This is a genomic window from Shewanella sp. 0m-6 (assembly GCF_052977325.1).
In genome coordinates this window covers 245,930-262,649 of the sequence record NZ_JBRIMD010000005.1, presented here as the reverse complement: position 1 = coordinate 262,649, position 16,720 = coordinate 245,930, and the positions used below count along the sequence as shown (strand labels likewise).

14 protein-coding genes and 2 tRNA genes are annotated in these 16,720 nt (G+C 43.7%); 11 read left to right on the top strand and 5 right to left on the bottom strand.

Annotated elements, in window-relative coordinates:
• Window positions 1-2: 2 nt before the first annotated feature.
• The 11 genes from ACVBJC_RS06255 to gloA all read left to right on the top strand — a co-directional run bounded on the left by ACVBJC_RS06255 (window position 3) and on the right by gloA (window position 10,059).
• Window positions 3-78, top strand: a tRNA-Asn gene (locus ACVBJC_RS06255).
• A gap of 38 nt (window positions 79-116) precedes the next feature.
• A tRNA-Asn gene (locus tag ACVBJC_RS06250) sits at window positions 117-192 on the top strand.
• 185 nt (window positions 193-377) lie between these two features.
• Complete coding sequence (locus tag ACVBJC_RS06245; RefSeq protein WP_447159817.1) at window positions 378-2,294, top strand: EAL domain-containing protein; 1,917 nt, start codon at window positions 378-380, stop codon at window positions 2,292-2,294.
• A 108-nt stretch (window positions 2,295-2,402) separates the two neighbouring features.
• Window positions 2,403-2,981: an electron transport complex subunit RsxA gene (gene rsxA / locus ACVBJC_RS06240; protein ID WP_012277028.1), complete on the top strand. Its 579-nt coding sequence runs from the start codon at window positions 2,403-2,405 to the stop codon at window positions 2,979-2,981.
• 2 nt (window positions 2,982-2,983) lie between these two features.
• On the top strand, window positions 2,984-3,553 hold the full coding sequence (rsxB, locus tag ACVBJC_RS06235) for an electron transport complex subunit RsxB (protein ID WP_447159818.1): 570 nt from the start codon (window positions 2,984-2,986) through the stop codon (window positions 3,551-3,553).
• On the top strand, window positions 3,547-6,090 hold the full coding sequence (gene rsxC, locus ACVBJC_RS06230) for an electron transport complex subunit RsxC (protein WP_447159819.1): 2,544 nt from the start codon (window positions 3,547-3,549) through the stop codon (window positions 6,088-6,090). The genes rsxB and rsxC overlap by 7 nt, the downstream gene beginning before the upstream one ends.
• A gap of 3 nt (window positions 6,091-6,093) precedes the next feature.
• Complete coding sequence (gene rsxD, locus ACVBJC_RS06225; RefSeq protein ID WP_447159820.1) at window positions 6,094-7,146, top strand: electron transport complex subunit RsxD; 1,053 nt, start codon at window positions 6,094-6,096, stop codon at window positions 7,144-7,146.
• A gap of 18 nt (window positions 7,147-7,164) precedes the next feature.
• On the top strand, window positions 7,165-7,803 hold the full coding sequence (gene rsxG, locus ACVBJC_RS06220) for an electron transport complex subunit RsxG (protein WP_447159821.1): 639 nt from the start codon (window positions 7,165-7,167) through the stop codon (window positions 7,801-7,803).
• Window positions 7,796-8,491, top strand: coding sequence for an electron transport complex subunit E (locus tag ACVBJC_RS06215; RefSeq protein ID WP_447159822.1), 696 nt, complete (start codon window positions 7,796-7,798; stop codon window positions 8,489-8,491). Before rsxG ends, ACVBJC_RS06215 begins: the two co-directional genes overlap by 8 nt.
• A 152-nt stretch (window positions 8,492-8,643) precedes the next feature.
• Complete coding sequence (nth, locus tag ACVBJC_RS06210) at window positions 8,644-9,285, top strand: endonuclease III (protein WP_447159823.1); 642 nt, start codon at window positions 8,644-8,646, stop codon at window positions 9,283-9,285.
• A 363-nt stretch (window positions 9,286-9,648) separates the two neighbouring features.
• The gene (gene gloA, locus ACVBJC_RS06205; protein ID WP_447159824.1) at window positions 9,649-10,059 is read left to right on the top strand and encodes a lactoylglutathione lyase; all 411 of its coding nucleotides are present in this window, start codon (window positions 9,649-9,651) and stop codon (window positions 10,057-10,059) included.
• A gap of 65 nt (window positions 10,060-10,124) precedes the next feature.
• Here gloA and ACVBJC_RS06200 read toward each other — a convergent pair whose 3' ends face one another.
• From ACVBJC_RS06200 to ACVBJC_RS06180, 5 genes are all read right to left on the bottom strand, one after another.
• Entirely contained in the window at window positions 10,125-12,719 is a 2,595-nt protein-coding gene (locus ACVBJC_RS06200; protein ID WP_447159825.1) for a TonB-dependent receptor, read from the bottom strand.
• Window positions 12,720-13,663: 944 nt separating this feature from the next.
• The gene (gene ruvB / locus ACVBJC_RS06195) at window positions 13,664-14,677 is read right to left on the bottom strand and encodes a Holliday junction branch migration DNA helicase RuvB (RefSeq protein WP_447159826.1); all 1,014 of its coding nucleotides are present in this window, start codon (window positions 14,675-14,677) and stop codon (window positions 13,664-13,666) included.
• A 9-nt stretch (window positions 14,678-14,686) separates the two neighbouring features.
• On the bottom strand, window positions 14,687-15,304 hold the full coding sequence (gene ruvA, locus ACVBJC_RS06190; RefSeq protein WP_447159827.1) for a Holliday junction branch migration protein RuvA: 618 nt from the start codon (window positions 15,302-15,304) through the stop codon (window positions 14,687-14,689).
• Window positions 15,301-15,822, bottom strand: a complete 522-nt coding sequence (gene ruvC, locus ACVBJC_RS06185; RefSeq protein ID WP_447159828.1) for a crossover junction endodeoxyribonuclease RuvC — start codon at window positions 15,820-15,822, stop codon at window positions 15,301-15,303. The genes ruvA and ruvC overlap by 4 nt, the downstream gene beginning before the upstream one ends.
• A 7-nt stretch (window positions 15,823-15,829) precedes the next feature.
• A complete protein-coding gene (locus ACVBJC_RS06180; RefSeq protein WP_447159829.1) occupies window positions 15,830-16,573 on the bottom strand; it encodes a YebC/PmpR family DNA-binding transcriptional regulator in 744 nt (247 codons plus the stop codon).
• Window positions 16,574-16,720: the final 147 nt, after the last annotated feature.

Here is a 16,720-nt window from a genome sequence, read left to right as displayed (position 1 = left end):
ATTCCCCTGTAGTTCAGTTGGTAGAACGGCGGACTGTTAATCCGTATGTCACTGGTTCGAGTCCAGTCTGGGGAGCCACTTTAATTTTCACTCTATGTTTGAAAGGTTTTTTCGATTCCCCTGTAGTTCAGTTGGTAGAACGGCGGACTGTTAATCCGTATGTCACTGGTTCGAGTCCAGTCTGGGGAGCCAACCTTTTCACCTCTTGCTTCAACTCTATTTTTTCAGCACTCTTTCTTCACCACTCAGTTTTCAACACTTTAAAACTCCCAAATAAATCCACTGCAATAAATCTGCAAATCTGTTTATAATGCTTTCAACTAAACCTGTATAACTCAAACTATTACGAGTTATTGATCGCGTTGAATGGATTCTTTATGACAACCTCTAAACTTTTCCAGTTGTTTTTAGTTTTACTTTTTTTAGCGCTTAGCTTTTTTAGTTATCAACATGAAAAACAAAGCTTAATGGCCCAGACTCACATAACCCTCGAGCAATATGCCACTAGCATTAAGCAACACAAACAGTGGCAAGGAAACGGTCAAACACTCTACAACTTGCTAAAACAACAATTTAGCTTTCAATTTTTTCAATATATCGACAAATCAGATAGCAGTAATAATTTCACCAAGGGCCAACTCGTGCTTAAGGAGAAAACCGATTTAACTCAATTATTCGCTATTGATTCTGCTTACACTCAGGCGCTTGATGCTGGGCGACTGCAGGTAAAACTGTCAAATGTGACTCCGATAGACAACACCGTGACCCAGTTTACGCATCATCTCATTATTATTTGGGGGACGTTTCTACTAATTAGTTTGACTCATTTACTGTTGAGCATAAGACAGAAAAAAACGATCGCCTATATTTGCAGCCATATTGACAATTTAGCTAAACTTTCTTTCAATGCCATCGAGCAATCCCGTATAAAAGGTGAATTTAAAAGCGTCGGATTAACGCTGGACAAAAGTAAACAGCAGTTAAAAGCCAGAATCGATGAATTTCATGAAGCTCATGAACAATTATGCAAAACGGCCTTTCAAGACCCCATTACCGGTTTTGGCACTCGGGCCCGTTTTACTGAAAAACTTGATGAAATCTGTAAACCCGAACGTAAAGAGCTCGGTATATTGGTCGTTATTAGAGCCACAGAGCTCGCCTCAATGAATCAGATGCATGGAAGAGAAGCTGGTGATGATTATCTTGCTCGTATAGCAGGCGAGATCAGGCGGGCGTTGAGTGATAATCCACAAGCACAGTTTTATCGGATCGCTACTGCCGATTTTGCTATCGTGATTGCCGATGTAGGCATTAAACAAGCCACCGAATTAGCAGAAATACTCAAGACGGCATTTAAAGAATATCAACAACAACTTGGAACACCATCTATTGGTCATATTGGTTTAGTGCCCTATCTTCAAGATAGCGACCCAGTGTCTTTAATGACCCTCGCTGACACGGCTGTTAGTATTGCACAAACCTTAGGCCCTAACTGTTATCATCTTCAAGAAAAATTAACCGGTGGCGAGCTTTTTGGTGAGAGTCGCTGGAAAGTAGCGATTAATGATCTATTACGACGCAAAGCAATTAAATTTTACATACAAGCTATACGCCCATGTAGAAACGATGTCGAATCTTACCGAGAGTTACTATCACGATTTTATAATAGCCAAGGTAAACTTTTACCTACGACAACCGTTATAGCAATGGCTGAGCGCCACGGTATGAGCGAAGAGATAGATAAACTCGTAGTCCTTAATACCATGCGCATACTGCTTACTCATCCTAACCTTAGTGGACTTATCGGCATCAACATCAGTGCAGCATCAGCCACCAATAAAGCCTTTGTTTCTTGGCTAAAAACCATCTTGAGTAGACAGAGGCAAATTGCAGCACGATTAGTGTTTGAAGTTAACGAATCAGGAATGCAAACAAACTTGAGTGCGACCTATCACTTTATCAATGAACTGCACAGTGTCGGCTCACGGATATCGATTGAGCGCTTTGGTTTAGGCTTTACCTCATTTAAATTTTTTAAAGAGGTCCGCCCTGACTTTATTAAATTAGATCATAGTTATACCCAAGGGATCAGCCAAGACCAGCATAATAAGTTCTTTGTAAAAATGATTATTGATATTGCTCGAAAGCTCAGCATTCGAGTAATAGCGACCGGTGTAGAGAAACAAGAAGACAAATTGATCATGGAGCAACTGCTCATCGATGGCTTACAGGGCTACTATATTGCCAAACCCACCCCATTTATGCAGGGCGAGGATATGAAAGAGCAAGCTTGATATTGGTTATTTATAAGGCAAACTTTTTAACCTTGCTTTCTATGTGTTGTTAATACCTAAGGAAAAGCCGATAATAGCTGTAATTCTGTCTAACAAAATTGATTCGAGATGAGTGAATATCTCCTTTTATTGATTGGCACTGTGCTAGTCAATAATTTCGTATTAGTAAAATTTCTTGGTTTATGCCCATTTATGGGTGTGTCTAGCAAACTTGAGTCAGCCATTGGCATGTCAATGGCGACCACTTTTGTACTAACCTTGGCCTCAATACTGAGTTACTTAGTCAATCAGTACCTTTTGCTGCCTTTTGACTTAGGCTATTTGCGCACTATGAGCTTTATTTTAGTGATCGCTGTGGTCGTACAGTTCACCGAGATGTTAGTGCAAAAAACCAGTGCTTCTTTGCATCGAGCGTTAGGCATTTACTTACCGCTTATCACTACAAACTGTGCAGTTCTCGGTGTTGCTCTGCTTAATATCAATGAAAAACATGGCTTTATTGAATCTGCTATTTTTGGATTCGGCGCAGCTGTGGGCTTTTCACTGGTATTGGTTCTTTTCTCAGCCATGAGAGAACGCCTTGCCGCTGCCGATGTCCCGACACCGTTCAAGGGGGGCGCAATCGCAATGGTCACAGCAGGACTTATGTCCCTCGCCTTTATGGGATTCACAGGGTTGGTTAAATAAACATGTCAGGTATTGTCATCGCTATTGTTGTACTAACAATACTCGCGCTAGTCTTTGGTGTTCTACTGGGATTTGCCGCTGAAAAATTCAAAGTTGAAGGTAACCCGCTTACAGATCAAGTCGAAGCATTATTGCCTCAAACACAATGCGGCCAATGTGGTTACCCTGGCTGCCGCCCTTATGCTGAAGCCATCGCTAATGGGGATAAAATCAATAAGTGTCCGCCGGGTGGAACGGCCACCATGGAGAAACTTGCCGACTTAATGGGTGTCGATCCTGAGCCTCTCAACGCGACTAATGAAGTGCAAGTAAAAAAAGTTGCCTACATCCGTGAAGAGGAGTGTATTGGCTGTACTAAGTGTATTCAAGCTTGTCCTGTCGATGCCATTCTTGGCTCTGGCAAGTTAATGCATACCGTCATTACAGACTATTGCACAGGTTGCGATCTATGCGTTGCACCTTGCCCTGTTGATTGTATTGACATGCTACCAGTAGAACAAACGACCAAAACTTGGGATTGGCAGCTTAATGCGATCCCCGTAAAACAGTTGCAAGAGGATAAGCCGTGTTAACTTTATTAGAGCAAATTGATAAAGGTACGCTTTGGCGCTCACATGGTGGCGTTCATCCTCCAGAGTTGAAAATATTATCTAACACCAGCCCTATTGGACAACTGCCACTCGCCAGCCAATACATTTTGCCACTAACCCAAGTTGGTGACAGTGCACTCTTGGCCATCAAGGTTGGCGATCGAGTCTTAAAAGGTCAACCTCTGACCACAGGAACCAGCTTTGCGTACAGTCCTGTGCATGCACCGACTTCTGGTACTGTCACAGATATTAAGCCAATGCCAAGTAATCATGCATCCGGTATTAGTGTTCTGAGCTGTATTATCGAAGCTGATGGCCTAGACGCAGCAGTTGAGGTAACCTCAGCCGAATCCGATAAGCTAACAAATCAACAGATCCTGCACAAAATCCAACAGGCTGGTATCGCAGGTCTTGGCGGCGCCGCATTCCCCACTCATATCAAGCTGAGCCCGGCAAGTGAGATTGAGCTCGTTATTATCAATGGTATTGAATGCGAACCTTACATCACTTCCGATGACCGTTTAATGCGCGAGCATAGTGATGAGATCTTTTCTGGCATTACTATTATCGAAAAGCTTCTTAAACCTAAACGGATTATTATCGCTATTGAAGATAATAAACCTGAGGCTATCGAGGCGATGCAGCATGCGCTTAATCGCAGCACGATGGCAACAGATAGCACCAGAATCACTTCCGTTCCCACCAAGTATCCATCCGGTGGTGAAAAACAGTTAATTCAAATTCTAACTGGCCAAGAAGTACCATCAGGTGCTATTCCTGCCCAGCTCGGTATGTTGGTGCAGAATGTCGGTACTGCTTATGCTATTCATGATGCCGTCATTAATGGCCATGCGCTAACCAGCCGAGTGGTGACCGTAACCGGACTTAATAGCCAAACGCCAGGTAACTATTGGATACCAGTGGGTACGCCGATAAAGCACATTCTTGACTCACTGGGTTTTAATGGCGACTTAGATAGCGATAAAATTATTATTGGCGGTCCTATGATGGGGCACGCATTACCTAACGTACAGGCTCCTGTTTTAAAGGGAACCAACTGCATCCTTCTTCCAAGTAATGAAGAGATAGCAGATGACGCGGTAGAAAAACCTTGTATTCGCTGTGGAGAGTGCGCAGTTGCCTGCCCCGCTCTTTTATTACCGCAACAACTATTCTGGCACGCCAAAGCCGAAGAATATGACAAGGCAGCCAGTTTTAACCTGCATGATTGTATCGAATGCGGTTGCTGCAGCTTTGTATGCCCAAGCGATATTCCACTGGTCGAATATTACCGTGTTGCAAAGTCCGCATTACGTACTCAAACCGAAGAAAAGAAACAAGCTGATTTTGCTAAGCAACGTTTCGAAGCGAGATTACAACGCTTAGAAGAAGAAAAGTTAGCCCGTGAAGCCAAGGCAAAAGAAGCGGCCGAGCGACGCAAAGGTGGGATGACGAATACAGACAAGAATGCAGTAGCGGAAGCTATGGCACGAATAAAAGCCAAAAAGGCTGCAGAAACAATGCAAGCCAGTACCTCAACGCCAGTCGATGACAAAGCGTTGGCTGAAGACAAAACGTTAATCGATAAAAAAGCGCAGGTGGCTGCGGCTATAGCCCGTGCTAAAGCTAAAAAAGACAAACCAAGCTCTGACACATCGGTATCTGCAGAGTCACAAAATGAGTCACAAGATGGGTCCTCGCGTTTATTAAACGACAAGCAGGCCCAAGTTGCAGCCGCGATAGCGCGCGCTAAAGCGAAGAAAGCCGCACAATCAGATTCTAGCTCTCAGGCGAGTACTATTGCCACTGACGAAAGTGATGCGTCCTCTGTCGCTGTTACAGGTGCCAACGATGACAAAAAGGCAAAAATTGCCGCTGCCGTCGCTCGCGCTAAAGCGAGGAAAGCCGCACAAACAGATACTGGCTCTGACTTAGGTTCTAGCTTGAACTCTGGCTCAGCTCAGGGCTCTGAAGCGACTGCTGATGTTGCCGCTTCCCCTGTAGAAAGTGACGTTCCTGTTGTCGCAGATACTGGTGCCAAGGATGACAAAAAGGCAAAAATTGCCGCTGCCATCGCTCGCGCTAAAGCGAGAAAAGCCGCTCAATCGGATACTGGCTCAGACTCTGACTTAGGTTCTAGCTTGAACTCTGGCTCAGCTCAGGGCTCTGAAGCCACTGCTGATGTTGCTGCCACGGTCGAAAGTGATATGCCCTTTGTCGCAGATACTGGTGCCAAGGATGACAAAAAGGCAAAAATTGCCGCTGCCATCGCTCGCGCTAAAGCGAAGAAGACGGCTTTAAATGCGGCAGAACCGCTGGCAATGCTTGAGGCAGAAATCCAGCAAGTAACAAATACACCAGAGACTGTTATGGAGGGAGATGTTGATACTAAGCCCGCAACAGTTCAAGAAAAGCAACAAGATATGACGCCTGAACAACGTAAAAAAGAGCGTATTGCCGCCACTATTGCGAAGGCAAAAGCCAAAAAAGCTCAAGCACAATTGCAGGAAAAGGAATAAACCATGGCGTTTAAGTTAGCCTCATCACCTCATTTAAAGGTACAGCTACAAACCCAGACCGTAATGCGCCGAGTGATTTTATGTGCGCTACCGGGTATTGCGACCCAGTGTTATTTCTTTGGCTGGGGCGTGTTAATCCAAGTGATGTTGGCAGTCGTAGTTGCACTCGCTGCTGAAGCCGCTGTATTAAACTTGCGAAAAAGAGCCGTACTCCCGACGATTAGTGATAATAGCGCTGTATTAACCGCAGTGTTAATTGGTGTTGCAATTCCATCTATTGCACCTTGGTGGCTCGTCGTCATCGGCACTTTATTTGCTATTGTTCTTGTTAAACAGCTCTATGGTGGCCTTGGGCAAAATATTTTCAACCCCGCTATGGCAGCCTATGTCATGCTGCTAATATCATTTCCTGTGCAGATGACAAGTTGGTCAATCCCAACCGCTATTACGCAAAACCCTATGGATTTAGGGCTAACCCTGCAAGCTATTTTTGGCTCTATGTCTGCAGAGCAGTTAAATGTTTATAAGCTAGGTTTTGATGGTCTTGCGATGGCAACGCCGCTCGACACGGTAAAAACAGATTTAGCGCTTGGCTTAACCATGTCTGAAAGCCTTGGGAAATCGGTATTCTTTGACGGCTTTGGGGTCGGTTGGTTCTGGGTCAATATGGCCTATCTTGCTGGCGGTTTAGTGATGTTAAAACTAAAGGTGATCCGTTGGCATATCAGTGTGGCTATTTTAGGCTCACTCTTTGTCTGCAGCAGTTTTGGCTATCTGTTAAGTCCAGACACGCATGTAGGGCCATTGATGCAGCTGTTTTCTGGTGCCACCATGATTGCCGCATTTTTTATTGCGACCGATCCAGTCACTGCTGCGACAAGTGTACGTGGCAGACTCATTTTCGGTGCGCTTATTGGCGTGCTCGTTTATGTGATTCGAACCTTTGGCGGCTACCCCGATGCTTTTGCTTTTGCCGTACTACTCGCTAACCTTTGTGCACCATTTATTGACTACTACGTCAAACCTCGCACCTATGGCCACCGTACCGGCAACTGAGTATAAAGAGAGTTTACTTTGAAAAAATCTATGTTAAAAAATGGTTTATTACTCGGTCTATTTGCTCTTCTATGTACTGGGCTAGTGGCTGTTGTCAACCAATTTACCTTTGATAAAATTAAGCAGCAAGAGCAAATTGAACTCGCTCGTGTGTTACATCAAATCGTTCCTGATGAAATCCACGATAATGAACTCACGGCCCATTGTATTTTGCTCAAGTCCGCTGAATTCTTAGGAACAAGTGATGCCCTACCCGCTTATATCGCGACTAAAAACGATCAAGGTGTGGCGATCGCTATCGAAGCCATTGCCCCAGATGGCTATAACGGAAATATTCGAATTATTATTGGCATCAGTCATACAGGTGAAGTGCTAGGGGTACGAACTCTCTCTCACCAGGAAACACCAGGGCTTGGTGACAAGATAGAGCTGAGGAAGTCTGAATGGGTAAAATCATTCGACGGATTCCAGCTATTATCAGACAAAGACAAGCGTTGGAATGTCAAAAAAGATGGCGGTGAGATAGATCAATTTACCGGTGCAACCATTACGCCGCGCGCTTATGTTAAAGCCGTCAAAAAAGCCGTGCAGTATTTTAATGCCCATAAAGCACAACTGTTATCAGCGCCAGCTAATTGTGAGGTTGGAAATGAGTGATTACAAAGAACTCGCCAGACAAGGCCTGTGGAAAAATAACCCAGGACTGGTTCAATTATTAGGGCTTTGCCCCCTACTTGCGGTAACCGCAACGTTGACCAATGCCTTAGGCCTGGGGTTAGCGACGATGTTAGTACTAATAGGCTCTAATATCCTCGTTTCTCTTGTACGTGATTTTGTCCCTAAAGAGATCCGTATTCCTGTTTTTGTGATGATAATTGCCGCTCTTGTTACCACAGTGCAGTTACTGATCAATGCCTATGCCTATGGGCTTTATCTATCGTTAGGTATTTTCTTACCGCTTATCGTTACTAATTGCGTCATTATTGGCCGCGCCGAGGCATTTGCCTCGCGTAATAACGTAGCGAAATCTGCATTTGATGGATTAATGATGGGGCTAGGTTTTACACTTGTTCTTTGCATATTAGGCGCAAGTCGCGAGATCTTAGGTCAAGGCACGCTATTTTATGGTGCAGATCAGTTGTTAGGTGAATGGGCTAAATCATTAACTATTCAAATTTGGCAGGTAGATACCAGCTTCTTATTAGCAATGTTACCACCAGGGGCATTTATTGGTATGGGATTATTGATTGCACTTAAAAATGTCATCGACCAACACTTGGCATCTAAGCAACCTCAAACAGAGCCAGAAGCCCCAACTCGTGCTCGGATCACCAAAGTCAGTTAGCCCTAATATTACAAATATTGATATTACCTGTATCGATATTACGAGTATTGAGAAAACGAGATTTGGTATAAATGTAGTGTCTGCACTTGATAGTAACGGCGCTTACAAACGAGATAATAACAACAATTATTACGGATAATGGATAATGGATAATGAACGCTGAAAAACGTCGCTTAATTCTGGAACGGTTACGAGCCAATAACCCCCACCCAGAAACTGAACTCAACTTCTCAAGCCCATTTGAACTGCTAGTTGCAGTTACATTATCCGCTCAGGCCACCGATGTCAGTGTCAACAAAGCCACTGACAAACTGTTTCCCGTTGCCAATACCGCCAAAGCTATTGCTGATTTAGGTGTTGAAGGGCTTAAACCGTACATAAAAACTATCGGCTTGTATAACAACAAAGCGATTAACGTGGTTAAGGCCTGTGAAATACTGGTCGAAAAATACAATGGCGAAGTGCCTGAAGACAGAGAAGCACTAGAATCGCTTCCTGGCGTTGGCAGAAAAACGGCTAATGTTGTACTTAATACTGCTTTTGGCTGGCCTACCATCGCTGTAGACACCCATATTGATAGGGTTTCGAATCGCACTAAGTTTGCTATGGGTAAGAACGTAGTTGAGGTTGAGAAAAAGCTGTTAAAAGTGGTCCCAGCTGAATTTAAAGTCGATGTGCACCACTGGCTTATTCTGCATGGACGTTATACATGTATTGCGCGTAAACCACGCTGTGGCAGCTGTATAATTGAAGATCTGTGTGAATTTAAAGATAAAGTCTACCCAGAAGAGTAAGAATACGTTCTATAACACTGATTAAAAATAAAAGTTTAAAACAAAAAAGCCGCTATATGCGGCTTTTTTAATTCAATATCTTAGAACATGCAGATGAAGAAAATAGATAAAGTCACTGCAATAATCGCGCTTAGAGCAAGCGACATTTTTAGTTCGGTTTGCATCAAAATCTCCTTAATTGTCTATTTGCATAATATAAGAAAAATGAGACTTTCTCAGTCTAATTTAAACGTTTTGTGATCTAGATACTGACTAAAAAAATTGATCTCGCTCAATATTTCTAAAAAGTATTTAATCACCTTTTTAGAACTCAATAATAACCGATATACTTGGAACATAAAAACCTTAACCCTAGGACATAAAATGGCACAATTACTACACACCATGCTTCGCGTAGGAAATCTAGATCGCAGTATTGAATTTTACACCAACATTTTAGGCATGAAATTACTCAGACAAAGCGAAAACAGCGAATATAAGTACACCTTGGCTTTTGTCGGCTATGACGACGAGTCTACAGGTAGCGCGGTTATAGAGTTAACTTATAACTGGGGCACTGAAACTTACGATCACGGTAATGCATTTGGCCATATTGCGATTGGTGAAGAGGATATCTATGCTCGCTGTGAAGCTATTCGCGCAGCTGGCGGAAAAGTCATTAGGCCTGCAGGCCCTGTTGCTGGCGGCAGTACTGAAATTGCGTTTGTAGAAGATCCTGACGGCTATAAGATTGAATTTATTCAGATGAGTTCAGCGCAGAAAGGTTTAGGTTAAGCGGTATTTATGACAATAAAAAAGCGCCTTTCGGCGCTTTTTTTAGATCAAATAGCGAGTGCTATTTAGAAGTTCATGGTTACACCAGCAAAGAATGTACGACCGATAACGTCGTATACTTCAGGTACTGTACCGCCGTCACTGCCGTTAGAGACTTTTGATGGCTCTTCATCAGTAAAGTTCTTAACACCTGCCGTTAGCATCCAAGCATCGTTGATGAAGTATGATGCTGATAGGTTGTGATAAAGAACTGAATCAACTTTTTCACCGTTTCCTAAGTCATCCATTTCACCGATATAACGGTTAAAGTACATTACACTCCAATCGTCTTGGCCCGCTTTAATACTGAAGTTATTACGCATTTCAGCATAAGCACCGAAGTTACCGTCGATTGTACCAGTATAGTCGACACCATCTTGCTCAAAGTTCAGCAAGTAAGTGGTATCGTTGCTAACTACCCAGTCAAGGTTCAACGCTTCAAAATTATACGCTAGGTTAAAGTCAAGACCACTCGTGTCCTGGAATCCAACGTTCGTTAGTGAGTTAGTCAGGTTAGTCAAATCACCATTTGCGCCAATGTTAAAGGTATCACATGCTTTACCATCACCAAGTCCCTGAGTTTGATAAGCATGACACTCGTTTAGACCAGCTTGCGTATCAAGGCGGGTAATCGCGTTTTTGACTTTAAAGCGCCAGTAATCAAGAGTTAACGACAATCCTTCAACATAGCTTGGCGAGTAAACTAAGCCAGCAGTGTAAGATTCAGACTCTTCAGGCTTAAGATCTTCATCAGATGTACGGTTAACTAAAATCTGTGGATCTTGCTCTTTACCCCAGGGATCTTTTAGGTAATCGAATGAACCTGAGTTACCTGCATATAGCTCACTCACGCTTGGTGCACGGAAACCTGTTGCTGCTACAGTGCGGAGCATTAAGTCATCAGTTGCTGCATAAGTAAGACCAATCTTCCAAGTCGATGCGTTACCAAATGTTGAGTAATCATCAAAGCGTAGTGCGAACTCACCGGTTAGCTTATCAGTAAACGGTACGCTCACTTCTTGGAATACCGAGATAACATTGTAGCTACCATCAGTTGGATCTTGCTGCGCAGCAGTACTTTCACCTGCAACAACAATTGGGTCTGGATTGAAATAGCCACTCTCGTAGCGGTATTCAGCACCGATTGCAAATGCAACTGCACCCGCGTCTAGGTCAAATAGCTCGCCATTAAGACCTGCAGAGAATACATGCTGCTCGTTACCACCATCAGATTCTTGGTCATATGAAACACTGTTTAGCAGTTCTTGGTCGGTCATAGGCTGACCTGTCATCCAAGGATCTTGATCAGCATAGATAGCAGCCGTCATCAACTTAGCATTAACTGAATTCTCAACACCTGTTTTAGCTTTATTGTTACCGTAGGTATAAGACGCATCCCAGTTCATGCCAGTATTGATATCTAACGAGCCTTCAAGGCCAGCTGAAACACGCCATGTGTCTGTATCTTGAGTGTAGACACGCGGGCCTACGTCATTCATACGTTTTCTGTAGTTTACTTGACCTTTATCGTCGGCAGAAATTCCACCTTGACTCATTTCGTCAGTCAACGTCATACAACCAGGATCTTGCGCAGTACCTTCATCTTTGTAGCCTGAACCGCATACATTAAGTTGTAGGTTTGCAGGTTGAGGCGCTAACTGTTGGTTTGACTTACGCTTGGTGTATAAAATATCACCAGTCATTACGATGTCATCACCTAGCTCTTGGGTCATGTTAGCAAATAAGCTATAGCGCTTGCTCGGTGTTTGAAAGTAACTATCTTGGTTGTAATCATAACCTTCAGGTTGCGAAACCCAGGTACCAGTTACAGGATCGTAATTTTTAACTTCTTTTATCGGCTTTCCATCTGCATCAACTCCATCACCAACAATACCGCCTTGTGGTGTAAACGAGCTATTGCCAGGATTTGCCCAGTCACGGTCTGACTGAACTACGCCGCGACGCTCTGAGTATGCAGCACCAAATGTGTAGTTACCGGTATCGGTATTGAAACCGTAAAGCGCACTGATCTCACCGTTTTCACCGTCACTCTTATCGGTCATGCCACCTGTAAGATCAACTTGAAAACCATCAAAATCTTTCTTAGTGATGATGTTAACAACACCAGCAATCGCGTCTGAACCGTAAACTGCAGATGCGCCATCTTTTAAAATTTCTACGCGGGCAATCATTGCGACAGGGATAGCGTTAAGATCAACTGAACTATCCGCGCCTGAACCAGAGTTCACCATACGACGGCCGTTCAACAATACTAGTGTACGTTGCGAGCCCATACCACGTAGATCTACCTGTGCTACGCCGCCAGCTCCATTGTTTGTGCTTGAACCAACAGCTTTACCACCCATAGATGTTTGCGCTTGAAGTAACTCATCAACAGTTGTAAAACCTTCAGCACGAATTTCAGCAGCATTAATCACAGTCACAGGAGATGCTGTTTCCATGTCTTGACGTTGAATACGGGAGCCCGTAACTGCAATGCGTTCTACATCGGCACCAGCTTCTTCAGCAAAGGCTGTATTTGATACGGTAAATGCGCTGGTAGAAACCGAAGCGATTAAACCAAACTTAATCGCAGAGGCCAATTTAGATGGTCTGTTCATTATGTAGTACTCCCTAAACCTAATTATTTTTATATATACGTCATTTGTTATTCCTGACGTTGATATGGATACTGCAATTTCACGTTTATGCCGTCAATCCAGCAATTCATTAACCATTCGCCATATTCTGTTAAAAAAAATAGCAATAAAGGTAACGTTAATTTTTCACACACCTATTTTACAATGTGACATTCGTCACACAGCAGTACAATCAGCTGGGATACAATGGATATACAGAGGAACACTCCGAAATGCGCGTAACCATTCGGCAACACAGTGGATACCATTAAGTGTGACACACGTCACACTTTTGAGATGATATCTTTAGTAAGTACAGGTGGATTCATGCGATTTTTTAGAAGTTGCTCATGTTTTTCCTAGTCAATCTAGGTTAGTACTCAGCTCTTGTTCAGCATCAAATTGCACACAATTGAGATAATGTGAATATATGTAACAATTCTAAATACCTGATATTCACAAGGCAACGCAATCAAATCACACTTTGAAACCTCAGTCTCATTGATCCCTGCTCAGTACAAATTCAGTACAAATTCAGTACAAATAGAGTTCGCATCTTGGTACGCCGTTTGCGGATGAAGCTTAGTCTTATGATGTTGGATGTTGGATGTTGGATATTTGGTGTTAGTCACTGGATACAGGAATTCACCTAGCAGGTGATAAATGATGAGGATGGTAAGAGAAAGTGAGGCAGTTGATAGAAAGAAACTAGGCGAAACAGGCCAATAATAGTGTGTACCACTTAAGCCTTCTGGATTGAAACAGACTAACGTGCAAGACAAAACTATTTACTGGTACTGATTTACCGGTACAACATTACAGGTATAGGAGTTTTTGAGGAGCAACAATCTTTGCTCCTCTTACGCTATGCTCTATGCTCAGTGCTCAGTGCCGCTTAAGCTTGATAACATCACAAACCGATTGCTTTAAGCATCAGGTTTAATGATATTAAAGTGGTTATAAGCTCTTGGTGTTGCGATTCTGCCTCTTGGCGTTCTTTGTATAAAGCCTTGCTGGATAAGGAATGGTTCAAGGACATCCTCAATGGTTTCTCGCTCTTCGCCAATGGCTGCAGCGAGGTTATCTAGGCCAACAGGCCCCCCCATAAATTTGTCGATAATCGCCAACAACAGTTTTCTGTCCATATAGTCAAAACCTTCAGCATCGACATCTAACATGTCCAGCGCAGCTTCTGCAATCACTTTAGTGACATCACCGCTATGTTTAACCTCGGCAAAATCTCGAACTCGTCTAAGTAAACGATTGGCAATACGCGGCGTACCACGGGAGCGTCGCGCAATTTCTACAGCGCCTTCGTCGTCGATGTCAAGATCCATGACTTTCGCTGAGCGTGCCACGATACTGGACAGATCTTTGACGTTATAAAACTCAAGCCTTAGCGGAATGCCAAATCGTGCTCTTAACGGCGAGGTTAACGCGCCTGCTCGTGTTGTCGCGCCAACTAAGGTAAAAGGCGGTAAGTCTAATTTAATCGAACGCGCAGCGGGGCCTTCACCTATCATGATATCCAGCTGATAATCTTCCATTGCTGGATATAAAATCTCTTCTACGACGGGGCTTAAACGGTGGATTTCATCGATAAATAACACATCATTTGGCTCAAGGTTTGTCAGCAATGCTGCTAAGTCGCCTGCTTTTTCAAGTACGGGTCCAGAGGTTGACTTGATATTCACGCCCATTTCATTGGCAACAATCATCGCCAATGTCGTTTTACCGAGTCCTGGTGGGCCGTAAATCAACATATGATCTAACGCTTCGCCGCGTTTTTGAGCCGCTTCAATAAAGATTTTTAATTGTGCACGAGTATCATCTTGCCCAGTATACTCATCCAACATCTTAGGTCGCATCGCACGATCAACCGCTTCAATTTCATCGCGCTCTATTATATTGGGTTGTATGAGTCGGTCAGCTTCAATCATCTATATTCCTTAAAGCATCGATTTCAATGCAGATTTAATCAGCGTCTCTGAACTCATGCCATCGGTATAAACCGATGACACCGCTTTACTCGCCTGTGCAGGTTTATAACCCAAAGACAGTAATGCTGCGATAGCGTCCTCTTCTGCTGTATTGACCACTACTGGCGCCTTGTAATTCGATTGCAACATAAACTCACGCTCTGAGCCTACAGAAGCTTCCATCAAGCTCTTTAATTTATCGCGCATTTCAACTAATAAGCGCTCTGCCGTTTTCTTACCCACACCCGGTAATTTTACCAGTGTGGCTATATCGTCACGTTCAACACAGACAACAAATTCACCCGCGGTCATACCCGATAAAATTGTTAATGCTAATTTAGGGCCGACACCGTTTGCCTTAATCAATAATCTAAATAGACTTCTTTCTTGTTTAGATACAAAACCATAGAGTAACTGCGCATCTTCTCTTACAATAAAGTGAGTATAAATAACCGCTTCTTGACCCAGTTCAGGCAGCTCAAAAAAACTGGTGAGCGGCATTTGGATCTCATACCCTACTCCAGAGACATCAACTAGCACCTCAGGTGCTTGTTTCTCAATTAATAATCCGCGTATACGACCTATCATTTATATCGTCCATATGTTCTTACACTGGCTCTGCCGCTAAGGGCGGCCAAACTTTGGCTAGTATGATAATGACACACTGCCACACCAAGCGCATCAGCCGCATCTGCTTGCGGCGCACTGGGCAGTTTCAGTAATTGCTGGATCATGTGCTGCACTTGTGATTTTTGCGCACGGCCAGTTCCGACCACTGCACTTTTAATCTGAGTTGCGCTATATTCGGCTACAGGTAAATTAGCTGCAGTTGCCGCAACGATTGCAGCGCCACGAGCTTGTCCGAGTTTGAGCGCTGAATCGGCATTTTTTGCCATAAACACCCGCTCAATAGCAAACTCGTCAGGCTGGTATTGTCTAATAATCTCGGACAAACCATCAAAAATTTGTTTCAAACGAATAGGGAGTTCATCAGAACTCGTTCGAATACAACCACTGCCAACATAAACTTGCTGTCGACCGACGCATTTAATGACGCCGTAACCTGTGATGCGGGATCCCGGATCGACCCCTAAAATTATTGCCATATAGGTTTTATTCCAGACCTTCCATCACTTCGTCAGAAATTTCTGCGTTATGATAAACTTCTTGTACATCATCATGATCTTCTAAGTTGTCGATTAAGCGTAAGAACTTAGGCGCAGTACTCGCATCTAAGTCCGCTTTGGTTGAAGGAACCATGGTCACTTCAGCATTAATTGACTCCAAGCCTGCAGCATCGAGGGCATCTTTGACGCGGCCAAAATCTTCAGGCGACATCAGTACGTCAATAGAGCCATCTTCATGGGTCACAACATCTTCAGCACCCGCTTCTAATGCGGCGTCCATGATTGTGTCTTCATCGACTCCTTCATAAGAGATGATCCCCTTTTTATCAAAAAGGTAGGCGACTGAGCCATCTGTGCCTAAGTTGCCGCCAGACTTACTAAACGCATTGCGCACACCAGACACGGTGCGGTTCTTATTGTCGGTCATTGTTTCCACCAGCACCGCAGTGCCGCCAGGCCCATAACCTTCGTAGATAATTGTTTCTAATACTTGGCCATCAAGCTCACCGGCTCCGCGCTTAATAGCCCGTTCAACGGTGTCGCGAGTCATGTTGTTTGATAGCGATTTATCAATGGCTGCGCGTAAGCGTGGATTAGAATCAGGATCTGAACCACCTTCTCGGGCAGCAACCGTTAATTCTCGAATAAACTTGGTGAACAATTTTCCGCGCTTTGCATCTTGTGCCGCTTTGCGGTGCTTAATGTTTGCCCATTTACTATGTCCTGCCATGTCTATCTCCTCAATTCATTCCTATACCCAAACAACCTATTCCACCCAACGACGCATATGTATTTCACGATCAACAAAGTGACTTTAGTATTAGTGCTTTTAGCATTAGTTATTTGTATTAGTGTTTTTTGTAGCTAGTGTCTTTTT

Excerpts from the sequence above, each read along its gene's own strand:
- ACVBJC_RS06245 (WP_447159817.1), top strand. The coding sequence starts at position 378 with ATGACAACCTCTAAACTTTTCCAGTTGTTTTTAGTTTTACTTTTTTTA.
- rsxA (WP_012277028.1), top strand. The coding sequence starts at position 2,403 with ATGAGTGAATATCTCCTTTTATTGATTGGCACTGTGCTAGTCAATAAT.
- rsxB (WP_447159818.1), top strand. The coding sequence starts at position 2,984 with ATGTCAGGTATTGTCATCGCTATTGTTGTACTAACAATACTCGCGCTA.
- rsxD (WP_447159820.1), top strand. The coding sequence starts at position 6,094 with ATGGCGTTTAAGTTAGCCTCATCACCTCATTTAAAGGTACAGCTACAA.
- ACVBJC_RS06215 (WP_447159822.1), top strand. The coding sequence starts at position 7,796 with ATGAGTGATTACAAAGAACTCGCCAGACAAGGCCTGTGGAAAAATAAC.
- nth (WP_447159823.1), top strand. The coding sequence starts at position 8,644 with ATGAACGCTGAAAAACGTCGCTTAATTCTGGAACGGTTACGAGCCAAT.
- gloA (WP_447159824.1), top strand. The coding sequence starts at position 9,649 with ATGGCACAATTACTACACACCATGCTTCGCGTAGGAAATCTAGATCGC.
- ACVBJC_RS06200 (WP_447159825.1), bottom strand. The coding sequence starts at position 12,719 with ATGAACAGACCATCTAAATTGGCCTCTGCGATTAAGTTTGGTTTAATC.
- ruvB (WP_447159826.1), bottom strand. The coding sequence starts at position 14,677 with ATGATTGAAGCTGACCGACTCATACAACCCAATATAATAGAGCGCGAT.
- ruvA (WP_447159827.1), bottom strand. The coding sequence starts at position 15,304 with ATGATAGGTCGTATACGCGGATTATTAATTGAGAAACAAGCACCTGAG.
- ruvC (WP_447159828.1), bottom strand. The coding sequence starts at position 15,822 with ATGGCAATAATTTTAGGGGTCGATCCGGGATCCCGCATCACAGGTTAC.
- ACVBJC_RS06180 (WP_447159829.1), bottom strand. The coding sequence starts at position 16,573 with ATGGCAGGACATAGTAAATGGGCAAACATTAAGCACCGCAAAGCGGCA.